Here is a 14,061-nt window from a genome sequence, read left to right as displayed (position 1 = left end):
CTTTTTTCCCGGACCGACTTAAATAACGACGGTCTGAGCCTCGCCCGCGGCACGCGCACGCACCGCGCCGATTTGCCAGACCACTTCACCGGCGGCCGACAGCGCCGCGCTGGCTTTCGCCGCGTCTTGGGCGGAGACGACTATCACCAGGCCGATCCCACAGTTGAACACGCGATGCATTTCCGCATCGGCCACGCCCCCGTGCTTTTGCAGCCAGCCGAATAGCGGCGGCAGCGGCCAGCCGCGATGATCGAGTTCAGCGGTCAGGCCTTCCGCCAGAATTCGCGGAATGTTCTCGACCAGGCCGCCGCCAGTGATATGGGCGATCCCCTTGACATCGACCTGTTGCAGCAGGCTCAGCACCGGCTTCACGTAGATGCGCGTGGGCGCCATCAGCGCGTCGGCCAATGAGCGGCCATCGAAATCCGCATCCAGATCCGGTTGCGCGCGCTCGATGATCTTGCGGACCAGCGAATAGCCATTCGAGTGGATGCCACTCGATGCAAGACCCAGCACGATGTCACCTGCCTGGATGCCACGGCCGTCGATGATCTTGCTCTTTTCCACCGCACCTACCGCGAAACCGGCCAGATCGTATTCACCGTCGGGATACATGCCCGGCATTTCCGCCGTTTCCCCGCCGATCAGCGCGCAACCGGCCAACTCACAACCGGTGGCGATGCCACCGACCACGCGTGCGGCCGTATCGACATCCAGCTTGCCGCAGGCAAAATAGTCGAGGAAGAAAAGCGGCTCGGCGCCCTGCACGAGGATATCGTTGACGCTCATCGCGACGAGATCCTGGCCCACGGTATCGTGACGGTTCAGCTCGAATGCCAGGCGCAGCTTGGTGCCCACGCCATCGGTGCCGGAGACGAGTACCGGCTCCTTGTAGCGCTTCGGAATTTCGAACAGCGCGCCAAAACCACCGATACCGTTCAGGACGCCTTCGCGCATCGTGCGCTTGGCCAACGGCTTGATACGATCGACCAACGCGTCGCCCGCGTCGATGTCGACCCCCGCGTCGCGGTAGGACAGACCAGAGGCGGAAGCGTTCACGGGAAGGTCTTTCGGTTCATTCATGACGAAAAAGCGGGAGAAAAGCACATGCAAAATCGCATGGCATCGTGAAAGGACACCGTCTGCTCGCGGCAGGTTCGGTAAAATGCGGATTTTACCCCATGCAGGCTGCCGCCCGATGGATTCCCCGATGAATTTGCTGTCGTTTCGCCGCCGCCTCCGCGGCCGCGCCCTGTGCGCGGCCGATGCAGGTCCGCGCACGCGGACCGGAGAAGGGTCTTGACGCGCCCTTTGCCGTCCGGTCAGGCCGGCACGCGTCAGCCGACGCCGGGCGTTCGCGAGACCGACGTCGCGATCGCCCCCTCGGGGACATCGCCTCCCATCAGCCGCCAGTTGCTGCTCGATCTGGGAACACCACCACCGGCGACGTTCGACAATTTCATTGCCGGACCGAACGCGGAACTGATCAGTCGCTTGCAACAATTGCGCCGTAGCGTGTTTGCCACACCCGATCTCCAACGGCCGGGGTTTGCCCGCGCCACCGATGACCGCGTGTTTTACGTCTGGGGTGAATCCGGCAGCGGCCGCAGTCATCTGCTGCATGCCTTGTGCGATGCGATCGACACCGCCGACGCGCCAGCAGGCGCGGCCCGGCAACGGGTACGACTGCTGACCCCGCAAAGCCCCTTGTCGAGCTTCGGCTTTGATTCCCACGTGCTGCTTTACGCGATCGACGACTGCGATCGGCTGCCGCCGGCACGCCAGATCGCGGTCTTCAATCTGTTCAACGAAATCCAGGCGGACCCGAAGGTCGCCTTTGTCGCCACTGGCGCGGCCCCGCCGCGCGGCCTGACCATTCGCGACGACTTGCGCACGCGGCTTGGGTGGGGACTGGTCTACCGTCTGGCGCCGCTGAACGACGACGAGAAGATCTCCGCCCTGCAGATTGCCGCCCGCGACCGCGGCTTTGCATTGGCGCCCGACGTCCCGCCCCACCTGCTGCACCACTACCAGCGCGACATGCCGAGCCTGAAACGACTGCTCGACGCGCTAGGGCAATTCGCACTGGAACGTAAGCGCGCCATCACACTGCCCCTGCTGCGCGCGATGCTGGCCGATGCACCCGATGGCATCTTGGCGCCGACCGTCGACACGCCGGTCCCGACGCCAAAACCGCCCCCCTCCCCCCATTCCGCGCGAACTCGCACGGGCCGCATCAAGTAGAATCACATTCCATGACCCGACTCGCCTTATTCGACCTCGACCACACCTTGATCCCCACAGACAGCGATCATGCGTGGGGACGCTTCATGATTCAGCTCGGGCTGGTCGACCCGGTGCAATTCCAACGGGACAACGAGCGATTCTATGAAGACTACAAGAACGGTTGCCTCGATATTCACGCGTACCTGCGAGTTGCGCTCGCCCCGTTGACGCGGCATTCGCGTGATGAACTGGATGCCTGGCACGCACGCTTCATGACCGAGGTGATCGGTCCACAGCTACTACCCAGTGCGCGGGAACTCGTGCATTCGCACCAGGCGCAGGGAGACCTGTGCTGCGTGATCACGGCCACCAACGCATTCGTCACCCGGCCGATCGCGCAGGCCCTGGGCGTGGATAACCTCATCGCCATCGATCTGGCGACCGAAAACAATGCGCCGCGCGGTCGTTACACCGGCGAGATCGTCGGCGTGCCGAGTTTCCGAGAGGGCAAGATCACACGACTGCATAGCTGGCTGGCCGATCAAGGCAAGACACTTGGCGATTTTTCGCGGACCTTTTTCTACAGCGATTCGCGTAACGACCTGCCGCTGTTGCTGGAGGTCAGCGACCCCGTTGCGACGAACCCGGACGAGACGTTGCGCGCGCATGCGACCGCTCACGGCTGGCGCATCCTCGAACTCTTTAATTGACGTGATTACAAAATTTATTAAAAAACTGCTGGGCCGTCCGGAAGACGCACTGCCCACCACCGCGGAAGCGGATTCCGCGGCGCCGACCGATCCGGCACACGATCCCGCATCGACGGACACCCCGGCACGGTCGCGCTCGCGCGGCACGGCTCCGGCGCAAGGTGCCCCGGGCTCTGCCGCACGCGGCCGCGAACGTGCCGCGCGCAAGGTGGTGGCGCACACCGAGACCGCCGACAGCGCTGCTGGCGACGCAGCGCAGGCGGCCACGACGCGTAGCGACGGTGCCGGTGTCGCTCGCCGTGCCCGGTCGATTCGCGCGAACAGTGGCCACCTCATGAGCGCGCGCCCGGACGCCGTGTTGGCGCCTGCCGCTCGCTCCGACGCCGCGGCCATATCGCGTGGCGGCGCGGGAAGCCGCAGACCGGCCCGCGATGTCCAACCGGCCGGGGATCGAAAAAAATCCGATACGCCCGCGTCTCTCGTCACGCCGGATGTGCCGGTCGTCATTCCTGCCGACGTCCATGGTATCGACCCGTCGCTGATTTCCCGCAATGCGGTACGCGTCACCGATGCGCTGCAACAAGCCGGTTTCCGCGCCTTTATCGTCGGTGGTGCCGTGCGCGATCTGTTGTTCGGCGTCGCGCCTAAAGACTTCGACGTCGCCACGGACGCCACACCGGAGCAGGTTCAGCGCTTGTTCCGTCGCGCCCGTATCATCGGCCGACGCTTCCAAATCGTGCACGTGCAGTTCGGCATGGAGATCATCGAGGTATCCACGTTCCGCGCCATGGTGGATCCGGCGACAACACCCGAGACCGCTGCCGCCGACAGCGCCGCGGCGGCGGCAGCAGATGCCTCGATCGTTGCCGCTGCCGCCGAGACGGGACGACGCGACATGGCCCGGGCCGAAGTTGCGCCGAAGCGCCGTGTAGATAGCGACCATGAACACGACGACGGTGACGCGCACGGACAGGCCGAGGATGATGGGGACGACGCCGATCCGGACGTGCATGCAGACGATGTGAACGGGAACACGATCGGTTACCGTGGGCAGGACAGCGCGCGTGGCCCGGTGGCACAAGGTGGACGCGGCGGCGACCGGCGCGGCCGTCGACGCCGCGAGGACCCGGATCGCCGCCTGCATGCCGTGGATGCCAGTGGTCGCGTGGTGCGCGACAACGTCTGGGGCGAGCAGCATGAAGACGCACGCCGTCGGGACTTCACGATCAACGCGATGTACTACGACCCGTCGAGCCGGACGGTGCTCGACTACCACGCCGGCATCGACGATATGCGCGCGCGCACGCTGCGAATGATCGGCGACCCGGAGACGCGCTATCGCGAGGACCCGGTGCGGATGTTGCGCGTGGTGCGGTTCGCGGCAAAGCTCGGTTTCGATATCGAGCCCGCCACGCGGGCGCCGATCGCGGCCATGGCGGATTTGTTGAACAACGTGCCGGCCGCGCGCATTTTCGATGAAATGCTGAAGCTGCTGCTGTCCGGTCACGCTCTGGCATGCCTGACGAAGTTGCGCGCCGAAGGTTTGAACCAGCATCTGTTGCCGATGCTGGAGTCGGCACTGTCCGAGCCGGTCAGCGAGAAATTCATCACGTTGTCCTTGACCAACACGGACCAGCGCATCCGCGCGGGCAAACCAGTGTCACCGGGCTTCCTGTTCGCGGCGTTGCTATGGCATGAAACGCTGCGCAGTTGGAAACAGTACACAACCGCGGGCGAACTGCCCATCCCGGCCTTGCATCGCGCCATGGACGACGTGATGAATGCGCAGACCGGCAAGCTGGCGATCCAGCGGCGGTTCGTCACCGATATGAAGGAAATCTGGGGGATGCAGCCGCGCCTGGAAAAGCGCGCCGGCCGTAGTGCCTTGAAACTGCTCGAACACCCGAAATTCAGAGCGGCGTATGATTTCTTCTTGTTGCGGTGTGAATCGGAAGAGATCGAGGCTGCATTGGGTCAATGGTGGACCGATTTCATTACAGGCGACTTCGAGGCACGCGAGGCGTTGCTGAACAACGGCCCGCGTGAAGCCGGTTCCCGTGCTCGACCGCGACGTCGGCGGCGACGCGGTGGGCAGGGCAGGCAGGACGGCGGCCAGGAAGGTGATGGTAGTGCCGATGTCCCGACCCCAACGGTGTAACACGCACTTTGTAACGGTCTTACGCTATGACAGTTGCCTATCTGGGACTGGGTGCCAATCTCGGCGACGCGAGACAGTCGCTGAAAGACGCGGTCATTGCGCTGGCGCAACGGCCGGGCATCATCGTGCTCGGCAAGTCGAGCCTCTATCGCTCCGCCCCGATCGATGCAAGCGGGGGCGATTACCTGAATCTTGTCGTGGCGATAGGCACCTTGTTGCCGCCCCGCTTCTTGCTCGAATTGTGCCAGGGCATCGAGCACGAATTCGGTCGTGAACGGCCCTATCACAACGCCCCACGGACGCTGGACGTCGATATCCTGCTGTACGGCGACGTATGCCTGGACGAGCCGGACCTGGCAATTCCGCACCCACGATTGACGGAGCGGGCGTTCGCGCTGCAGCCTTTATTGGAACTCGACGGCGATGTCGTCGTGCCTGGCAAGGGGCGCGCGGCGGACTTCCTCGCGGCGGTGAGCGACCAACGCATCGACATCGTCGCGACGTGCCAGTGCAGGATACCGTCCGCCTCGCTGTGTTCGCCGCCCGACCCTGTCTAAGGTGCGCCGCTCGATCACATGATCGCCTGTCCGCAACCCATTTACCCGGTGCCCGACCCCATTGCCTGACGGTCACCCTTCCACCCTCTTTTCGTCGCCGATGAACCGATCTCGATTTGCACCAGCGCCATTGTCATCCTATTCCGCCAGCGGTGCCGATCGCGCGGCCGGTGAGCCCATAGGCGCGCATTCAAGCCTCGAGCCGGACGCCCTGCCACCGGACACGATCATCGGCGTCAACAGTATTGCCGACCTGCCGATCACCGCGCCGTCGCGGCCGGTCACGGCACCAGAATGGCCGGTAGACGCCGAAGGGCGGCCCCGCTATGGCTATGTGGTGATCGAGGGTCCGGTGGGAGTAGGCAAAAGCGCACTCGCAAAGGTGCTTGCCGAAAAATGGGCGATGACACCGGTGTTCGAACAGCCGCATGCCAATCCGTTCCTGGAACGCTTCTATCGTGACCCGGCACGGCATGCGTTGGCTGTACAACAGCACTTCTTGTTGGAGCGACGCCGTTTGGCTGCCGGTTTGAAGCACGCGGCGGTGGGTGTGGGACCCGGCGGTGGGCAGGGTATGACGTCCAGCGCCGCCGCGTTGGGAACGTCAGGATCGATCATAGGTACGGCCAGTGGCACCCTGGCGGGACTGGGGCCGGTAATCAGCGATTTCCTGCCGGAAAAAGACGCGTTGTATGCGGAACTCAATCTCGATCCGGAAGAATTTGCCCTTTACCAGCGACTGGCCGCGCAATTGCCGAACCCATCGCCGGTGCCGGATCTGGTGATCTACCTGCAGGCGAGCCCCGAAGCCTTATTCGCGCGAATCCAGAAACGCGGCAGCGGCGTTGAACTGCAGATGTCGGATGCCTATTTGCGCGCTCTGTGTGACGCTTATAACCAGTTTTTCTATCACTACGAGGCCGCACCGTTGTTGACGGTCAACGCCGAGAACATGGCTCCCGCCGAGGATGAAGCCGATCTCGCCTTGCTGCTCGACCATATCCACCGGATGCGCGGGCCACGCGAATTTTTTGTCAAAGGGTCCTTATGAGTTACCTACAGTCCACCGAACGCCGCGCCATCACGGTGCCCGCGCTGCAGGCCATGCGGGACGCCGGCGAAAAGATCGCCATGCTGACGTGTTACGACGCCAGCTTCGCGGCGCTGCTAGAACAGGCGGGCGTGGATGTGTTGCTCATTGGTGACTCGCTAGGCAACGTCCTGCAGGGACATGCCACCACGTTGCCTGTGACGCTCGACGACATCGCCTATCACACCCGCTGCGTCGCCCGTGGCGCCTCGCGGCCGTTGATCATCGCCGACCTGCCCTTCGGCACCTACGGCACACCCGCCGATGCCTTTGCATCGTCGGTAACGCTGTTGCGAGCAGGGGCGCAGATGGTCAAGTTGGAAGGCGGCGCGTGGCTCGCCGACACGGTGCGCTTTCTGGTGGAGCGGTCAGTGCCGGTCTGCGCGCATATCGGCCTGATGCCGCAATCGGTACATACCATGGGGGGATTCAAGATCCAGGGCCGCACGATCGAAGGGGCGCAGACGATGAAGGACGACGCCCAGGCCTTGCAAGATGCCGGCGCGCAATTGATCGTCATCGAAGGCGTGCCGGCGGTATTGGCAGCGGAACTGACCGATGCGCTCGCCGTGCCGACGATCGGTATTGGCGCCGGTCCCGATTGCTCCGGCCAGGTGCTGGTGCTGCATGACTTGCTCGGCGTGTTTCCCGGCAAGCGTCCGCGTTTCGTTCGTGATTTCGTCTCCGGTGAACCGTCGATCGCAGCGGGCGTTGCGGCGTATGTGCAAGCCGTCAAGGACATACAGTTTCCGGCTGAGGAACATACATTCTGATACGCCGGTGCGGTGATCGGAGGAGATCAATCCGATCACCGCACCCATTGGCCGACCTTCCGGGCAATATCGTTCCGCCTTGGATCGCGTCGCGCCACGGCATGCGCCGTCGCACATCGGCCATCAACGCTGGATGGATGCGGTTATCCAGCCGCGCAGACCGTTCGATAATGCATAGCCTTCCGCGCGGGCCAGGTCGTCGCGTCGGAGGACCCGCTCGCGGACGAGCGGCACCCCCGGCACAACGCCGTCAAGGATAGCGCCACGAAAGACGCCCGGCAGTAGCCCGCAATGCACGGGCGGTGTGTACCAGTGGCCGTCCAATTTCACATACACGGTGCTGCGGCCGCCCTCGGTCAACTCACCCGAGGTATTCTCGAACAACATATCGAACGCGCCTTGCGTCACCGCGGCCTGCCATGCCGTGTCGTAATGCCCGCGTGCGGTGGTTTTGAAACGCAACAGAAAATCATCGGCGCGAACCGGTGCATGACCATGGTCGACTGCCAGAAGCAAGCCGACGGGTTCCGCGCCCAACGGCGCCAGCGGCGCGATCGTGCAAACCGGCGTACCGTCCTTAGACAAGGCGAGTCGGACACGATGCGTCGGCGCGAATGTCGCCTCTGGCACGAAGCGGTCCAATGACATGGACGTGCTCGTGGGTGTTGGCGCGGATGCGGATACCGTATGCGACGGTGCGGATGACGCAACCGCCAAGACCGCTTTGAGTTGCGTCTCAATCGACGCCAATACCCGATCGATCGACCAATCGAACCCCAGTCGTTCCGCGGCCTTTTCCAGTCGGGCGAGATGGCGCGGCAGAAACGGCATGGCGCAAGTCAGCGCCGCAACGCGTGCCGCTACCGGTCGTGCGTTGGTGTCCCTTCCAGGCAAAAGCGAGACGGTCTTGGCAAGGTCAGTCGCCACGGTCAACGCCATGGTTTCGAATAACGCAAATCCCGGATCCGCACCGGTAAGAAAACGCGCCTTCAGCCAGCATTCGGCATATTCGTCGGCAGCAAGGCTGTCCAGCACGATTCCCGCGCCAATTCCGGCGCGGGCCGGCAACAGGCCGTCATTCGCGCCTCGGTCACCCGTTTGTGGGTCATCGATGGTGATGGTGCGAATCGCCACCGAAAGACAGAAATCACCACATCGGTGCTTCGCTGCATCCGCGAGATTCACTGGCGGCCCGGACGGTGGATCGATCCAGCCGATGGCACCGGTGTAAAGTCCGCGCGGCGTTGTCTCAATCTGCTGAATCAGGGCCATCGCGGCATGTTTGGGCGCACCCGTAATCGAGCCGCACGGGAACAACGCCCGCAACACATCGGGGAAGCGCTTGCCAGGCGCCAGTTCGGCACGCACCGTTGACGTCATTTGCCATACGGATGGCCAGGCGTCGACGTCAAACAAGCGATCCACCCGCACGCTGCCTACGGACGCGATACGTCCGAGATCGTTGCGCAGCAAGTCGACGATCATGACGTTCTCGGCGCGATTTTTCTCGTCAGCCTGCAGCGCACGCGCCACCGCTTGATCCGCCTCCGGATCGTGCGGTATGCGCGCGGCCGTACCTTTCATCGGCTTGGCCGACAGCACGCCATCGTCATGGCGGACGAACAGCTCGGGAGAAACAGACAGCACCCAGCTTGCAGGGGTGCGGATCAATGCGCCGAATGCCACTGGCTGCCGTTGACGCAATTGGCAATACAGCGCAACGGGATCGCCATAGACACCGAATGCCAACCGGAACGTGTAGTTGACCTGATAACTGTCTCCGGCACGCAGCGCCTGATGAATGGTGTCGATTGCGGCATCGAAGGCCGCACGGGTGACGCTTGCGGACAGGTCCGCAATGCCGCTGGGGCGCGGCGAAGCGCGAGGGGAATCGGGAGAACGCAACGTAACAGCGGCGGGAGATACAGCGCACGGTACGCATGCCGCGGTGGAACGAGGCATCGCATCCGGTAGTACAGGCGCATCAAGGTCGCCATCTGCGAGTTCAGCGTTGACTTGGCTTAGCCATGCATCGGTCTGCGCCTGCGTCAGACGCGAACAGTGCGCGAAGCAGAGGACACGAAACGCGCCGCCCGCCAAGGGAATACTGCCGGACGACGCCAGCGCGGCGCCCCACTCGTAGTCGGCAAGGATGACCGCATGCAATCCAGCGGCGAGATCGACTTCAACCTGCTGCCATGTCTGCTCGAATGTCGCGGGATGGGTGCAATGACGCGTGTGTCGATAGTCGGTATAAAGCCGGCTGGTCGCTGTCGCCGGCGCGCCGCCACCGCGCTGTCCAGCCGCGACCGAAGGCCGAGCGGCATGTTGTCCGGTGGGCATGGGCCGGGCGTCGTCCAGCAAGGCAAACGGTTCCCCCCGAAGTGGCGTCCGCACCGCATCCACCGCGACTTACTCGAAGAAGCTCTTGACCTTGTCGAACCAGCTCTTGCTTTGCGGGTTATGCCGCGAGCCGCCTTCGGCCAGGGCCGCTTCGAATTGCTGCAGCAAGGCACGCTGCTCGTCAGTCAACTTGATCGGCGTCTCCACACCCACGTGCACGTAGAGATCACCGGCAATGCTGGACCGCAGACCCTTGATACCCTTGGCCCGCAAGCGGAACGTCTTGCCAGACTGCGTGCCTTCGGGGACCGGGAACGTCACCCGACCATTCAGCGTGGGCACTTCGATATCGCCACCCAGGGCCGCCGTGGTAAACGAAATCGGCATCTGGCAATGCAGATCGTCGCCATCGCGCTCGAAAACCGTGTGCGCCTTGATATGGATCTCGATATACAGGTCACCGGCCGGCCCGCCATTGACGCCAGGTTCGCCGTTGCCCGCCGACCGTATGCGCATGCCTTCGTCGATACCAGCCGGAATCTTGACCTCGAGGGTCTTCGTTTCCTTGACCTTGCCTACGCCATGGCACTTCGTGCAGGGGTCCGGAATATAGCTGCCCGTCCCATGACACTTCGGACAGGTCTGCTGAACACTGAAAAAGCCCTGTGACATCCGAACCTGGCCTTGGCCACCGCACGTGGGACAAGTTTGCGCCTTTGTGCCCGGCTTGGCGCCATGGCCGTGACAGACATCGCATTCGGTCCAGCCCGGCACGCGGATCTGTGTGTCATAGCCGTGCGCCGCCTGCTCCAGCGTGATTTCCATGCTGTAACGCAGATCGGCACCGCGGTACACCTGCGGTCCCGTACGGCCCCCCCGCCCTCCGGCCTGCTGGCCGAAGATATCGCCGAAGATATCGCCGAACGCGTCGGCAAAGCCGCCAAAGCCCTGCGCACCGGCGCCACCACCCATGTTCGGGTCCACGCCGGCATGACCGTACTGGTCATACGCTGCGCGTTTCTGAGGGTCGGACAGCATTTCATAGGCTTGTTTCGCCTCCTTGAAACGCTCTTCCGCATCCTTGTTATCCGGGTTCCGGTCTGGGTGATACTTCATGGCCAGCTTCCGATAAGCTTTTTTCAGCTCTTCGTCGCTGGCATTCTTCGCCACACCCAGAATTTCGTAAAAATCACGTTTTGACATCGTCGTACCTTGTGTCGCCTCTTGACGGTCAGCCTATCCCTGCGCGCCGCGCGACGCGTTATCCAGTCAGGCAGCAGCGGAAAAAACCGATGGCGGGCGGCCGCCGGAGCCAGGCTCCGACGCCGTCCGCCACGATACGGCAGACTACCTGTTGCAGGTGACGCCTAGTCCTTCTTGACTTCCTTGAAGTCGGCGTCGACGACGTCGTCTTCAGCCTTGCCGCCAGACGCCGCACCCGCCGCCGCGCCTGCCGGACCGGCACCTGCCGGCCCACCTGCTGCGCCCGCCGCCGCCGCATCGGCGTACATCTTCTCACCGAGTTGCTGCGAAGCGGTTGCCAATGCCGTTACCTTCTCGTCGATCGCGGCCTTGTCGTTGCCCTTCAGTGCTTCATCGAGATGCTTGATGGCTGCTTCGATCTTGCCCTTCGTTTCGGCATCCACCTTGTCGCCGTGTTCGGTCAAGGCCTTCTGCGTGCTGTGAACCAGCGCTTCACCCTGGTTACGGGTATCGATCAATTCACGCAGCTTCTTGTCTTCCTCGGCGTTTGCTTCGGCGTCCTTGACCATACGCTCGATTTCTTCGTCTGAAAGACCCGAATTCGCCTTGATCGTGATCTTGTTTTCCTTGCCCGTCGCCTTGTCCTTCGCGGAGACGTGCAGGATACCGTTCGCATCGATATCGAACGTCACCTCGATCTGCGGCGTACCACGCGCGGCCGGCGCGATTCCTTCCAGGTTGAATTCACCCAGCAGCTTGTTGCCGGACGCCAATTCACGCTCGCCCTGGTAGACCTTGATGGTCACGGCCGGCTGGTTGTCGTCGGCGGTCGAGTACACCTGGGAGAACTTCGTCGGGATGGTCGTGTTCTTCGTGATCATCTTCGTCATCACGCCGCCCAGCGTTTCGATCCCCAACGACAGCGGCGTCACGTCCAGCAGCAACACGTCACTACGGCCACCGCCCAGCACCTCGCCCTGGATCGCCGCACCCACGGCCACCGCCTCATCCGGGTTCACGTCACGGCGCGGTTCCTTGCCGAAGATTTCCTTCACCTTTTCCTGCACCTTCGGCATGCGTGTCTGACCGCCGACCAGGATCACGTCATCGATGTCGCTGACCTTGATGCCCGCATCCTTGATCGCGATACGGCACGGTTCCATGCTGCGCTCGATCAGGTCCTCGACCAGTGCTTCCAACTTCGAGCGGGTGATTCGCAGATTCAAGTGCTTCGGGCCGCTGGCGTCCGCCGTGATGTACGGCAGGTTCACGTCCGTTTGCTGCGCGCTCGACAACTCGACCTTGGCCTTCTCCGCCGCTTCCTTCAGCCGTTGCAGGGCCAGAACGTCCTTGCTCAGGTCAACGCCTTGCTCCTTCTTGAACTCGCTGATGATGTAGTCGATGATGCGCTGGTCGAAGTCTTCACCGCCAAGGAACGTATCACCGTTCGTCGACAGCACCTCGAACTGCTTTTCACCGTCGACGTCGGCAATCTCGATGATCGATACGTCGAACGTCCCGCCACCCAAGTCGTACACGGCGACCTTGCGATCACCCTTTTCGCTCTTGTCCAGGCCGAACGCCAGCGCCGCCGCGGTCGGCTCGTTGATGATGCGCTTGACGTCCAGGCCGGCGATGCGTCCCGCGTCCTTCGTGGCCTGACGCTGGCTGTCGTTAAAGTACGCCGGCACGGTGATCACGGCCTCCGTCACCGGCTCGCCCAGGTAGTCCTCGGCAGTCTTCTTCATCTTGCGCAGGATTTCAGCGGACACCTGCTGCGGCGCCAGCTTTTCGCCGTGCGCCTCGACCCACGCGTCGCCATTGTCGGCCGACACGATCTTGTAGGGCATCAGGTCAATGTCCTTCTGCACTTCCTTTTCACTGTACTTGCGACCAATCAGACGCTTGACCGCGTACAGGGTATCGCGCGGGTTCGTCACGGCCTGGCGCTTTGCCGGTGCGCCGACGACGATTTCGCCGTCCTTCAGGTAACCGATGATCGAAGGTGTGGTCCGCGCGCCTTCCGCGTTCTCGATGACCTTGGCCTGTTTGCTTTCCATTACCGCAACGCAGGAATTTGTCGTTCCGAGGTCAATGCCGATGATCTTGCCCATCTTGTTCTTTCTCCTGGCTGTGTCAGCCGTCAGGCGGAGCCCGGCTCCGCGCAACAAATCAAATATGTTCGAAAAATAGGTCCGGTCACGCCGATTTCAAGAGCCTGACCGCGAAAATGCTGCATTCCTTCGCACATCCCATGCCACGCCGATCCACAGACCATCCGGGGCCGCGCAATATGCCGCCACAATAGGGTTTCGCGCCAGCGGCAGGCCCATGAGAACCCGGCGTCACTTCGGTGCCGCCACCATCACCAAGGCCGGGCGCAGGACACGCTCCGCAATCACATAGCCCTTTTGCAGGACCGTGACGACTGTATTCGGCTCTTGGTCGGCCGGTACCATCGAGATGGCCTGATGGAAATGCGGATCGAACTTGTCATTCGCTTCCGGCGCCACCACCTTGATCCGACCCTTTTCCAGTGCCGCCAGCAATTGCTTCAGCGTCAGGTCCATTCCTTCGCGCAGCTTCTCGGCGTTGGATGCGTCCGCCCCGAGACCGGCCTCCAGGCTGTCCACCACCGGTAGCAAGTGCTCCGCGAAACTTTCGATCGCGAACTTATGCGCCTTTTCCTTTTCTTCCTGGCCGCGGCGGCGGACATTCTCCGTTTCCGCCTTCGCCCGAAGGAATTCCTCCTTCAACGCGGCGATCTGCGCCTGCGCTTCGGCCAATGCCGCTTCGGCTTCGTGACCGCTACTTTCCAATTGGTCGCTCGACACCGACGCTGCTGCGTCCGCCTGCGCTGCCTGCTGATTCACCACGTCCGCCGCGGCATTGTCCGTCGTCTGCTGATCGCGGTTCGCTGGATTGTCTTGCATGCTCGTTTCCCGTCTGAGTCTGTGTGATTGATCCGGCGCACGGCCCTCTGTTCCCGACTTGGAGACGA

Annotated in this window: 11 protein-coding genes; 6 read left to right on the top strand and 5 right to left on the bottom strand. The window is 62.9% G+C overall.

Annotated features, from left to right (window positions below; all coding sequences use genetic code 11):
- Positions 1 to 18: 18 nt before the first annotated feature.
- Positions 19 to 1,083, bottom strand: coding sequence for a phosphoribosylformylglycinamidine cyclo-ligase (purM, locus tag WM40_RS13825; RefSeq protein WP_024901755.1), 1,065 nt, complete (start codon positions 1,081 to 1,083; stop codon positions 19 to 21).
- Between the two features lie 318 nt (positions 1,084 to 1,401).
- Between purM and hda the strand changes: the two genes are divergently transcribed.
- The 6 genes from hda to panB all read left to right on the top strand — a co-directional run bounded on the left by hda (position 1,402) and on the right by panB (position 7,514).
- Positions 1,402 to 2,244 carry a DnaA regulatory inactivator Hda gene (hda, locus tag WM40_RS13820; RefSeq protein WP_046153144.1) on the top strand — a complete coding sequence of 281 codons (843 nt, stop codon included), beginning with the start codon at positions 1,402 to 1,404 and terminating at the stop codon, positions 2,242 to 2,244.
- 11 nt (positions 2,245 to 2,255) lie between these two features.
- Positions 2,256 to 2,936 (top strand): histidinol-phosphatase, encoded by a 681-nt coding sequence (locus WM40_RS13815; protein ID WP_046153120.1) that lies wholly within the window; start codon positions 2,256 to 2,258, stop codon positions 2,934 to 2,936.
- A gap of 334 nt (positions 2,937 to 3,270) precedes the next feature.
- Positions 3,271 to 5,094 (top strand): polynucleotide adenylyltransferase PcnB, encoded by a 1,824-nt coding sequence (gene pcnB / locus WM40_RS27920; protein ID WP_236693512.1) that lies wholly within the window; start codon positions 3,271 to 3,273, stop codon positions 5,092 to 5,094.
- Positions 5,095 to 5,120: 26 nt separating this feature from the next.
- Positions 5,121 to 5,651: a 2-amino-4-hydroxy-6-hydroxymethyldihydropteridine diphosphokinase gene (folK, locus tag WM40_RS13805; RefSeq protein ID WP_024901760.1), complete on the top strand. Its 531-nt coding sequence runs from the start codon at positions 5,121 to 5,123 to the stop codon at positions 5,649 to 5,651.
- 259 nt (positions 5,652 to 5,910) lie between these two features.
- Positions 5,911 to 6,702 (top strand): deoxynucleoside kinase, encoded by a 792-nt coding sequence (locus WM40_RS13800; RefSeq protein WP_046153142.1) that lies wholly within the window; start codon positions 5,911 to 5,913, stop codon positions 6,700 to 6,702.
- Positions 6,699 to 7,514, top strand: coding sequence for a 3-methyl-2-oxobutanoate hydroxymethyltransferase (gene panB / locus WM40_RS13795; protein ID WP_046153119.1), 816 nt, complete (start codon positions 6,699 to 6,701; stop codon positions 7,512 to 7,514). Before WM40_RS13800 ends, panB begins: the two co-directional genes overlap by 4 nt.
- 123 nt (positions 7,515 to 7,637) lie before the next feature.
- On the opposite strand, the gene WM40_RS13790 is transcribed toward panB, so the two are convergent.
- The 4 genes from WM40_RS13790 to grpE all read right to left on the bottom strand — a co-directional run bounded on the left by WM40_RS13790 (position 7,638) and on the right by grpE (position 13,993).
- Entirely contained in the window at positions 7,638 to 9,920 is a 2,283-nt protein-coding gene (locus WM40_RS13790; protein ID WP_157685793.1) for a chorismate-binding protein, read from the bottom strand.
- Between the two features lie 6 nt (positions 9,921 to 9,926).
- Entirely contained in the window at positions 9,927 to 11,060 is a 1,134-nt protein-coding gene (gene dnaJ / locus WM40_RS13785; protein ID WP_024901764.1) for a molecular chaperone DnaJ, read from the bottom strand.
- Between the two features lie 164 nt (positions 11,061 to 11,224).
- A complete protein-coding gene (dnaK, locus tag WM40_RS13780; RefSeq protein WP_046153117.1) occupies positions 11,225 to 13,174 on the bottom strand; it encodes a molecular chaperone DnaK in 1,950 nt (649 codons plus the stop codon).
- Between the two features lie 231 nt (positions 13,175 to 13,405).
- Positions 13,406 to 13,993 carry a nucleotide exchange factor GrpE gene (gene grpE / locus WM40_RS13775; protein WP_046153116.1) on the bottom strand — a complete coding sequence of 196 codons (588 nt, stop codon included), beginning with the start codon at positions 13,991 to 13,993 and terminating at the stop codon, positions 13,406 to 13,408.
- Positions 13,994 to 14,061: the final 68 nt, after the last annotated feature.

Source organism: Robbsia andropogonis, from assembly GCF_000970345.1.
GTDB lineage: Bacteria > Pseudomonadota > Gammaproteobacteria > Burkholderiales > Burkholderiaceae > Robbsia > Robbsia andropogonis.
Note: the sequence above shows the minus strand (reverse complement) of the source record. Positions and strands in the feature narration are given on the sequence as shown.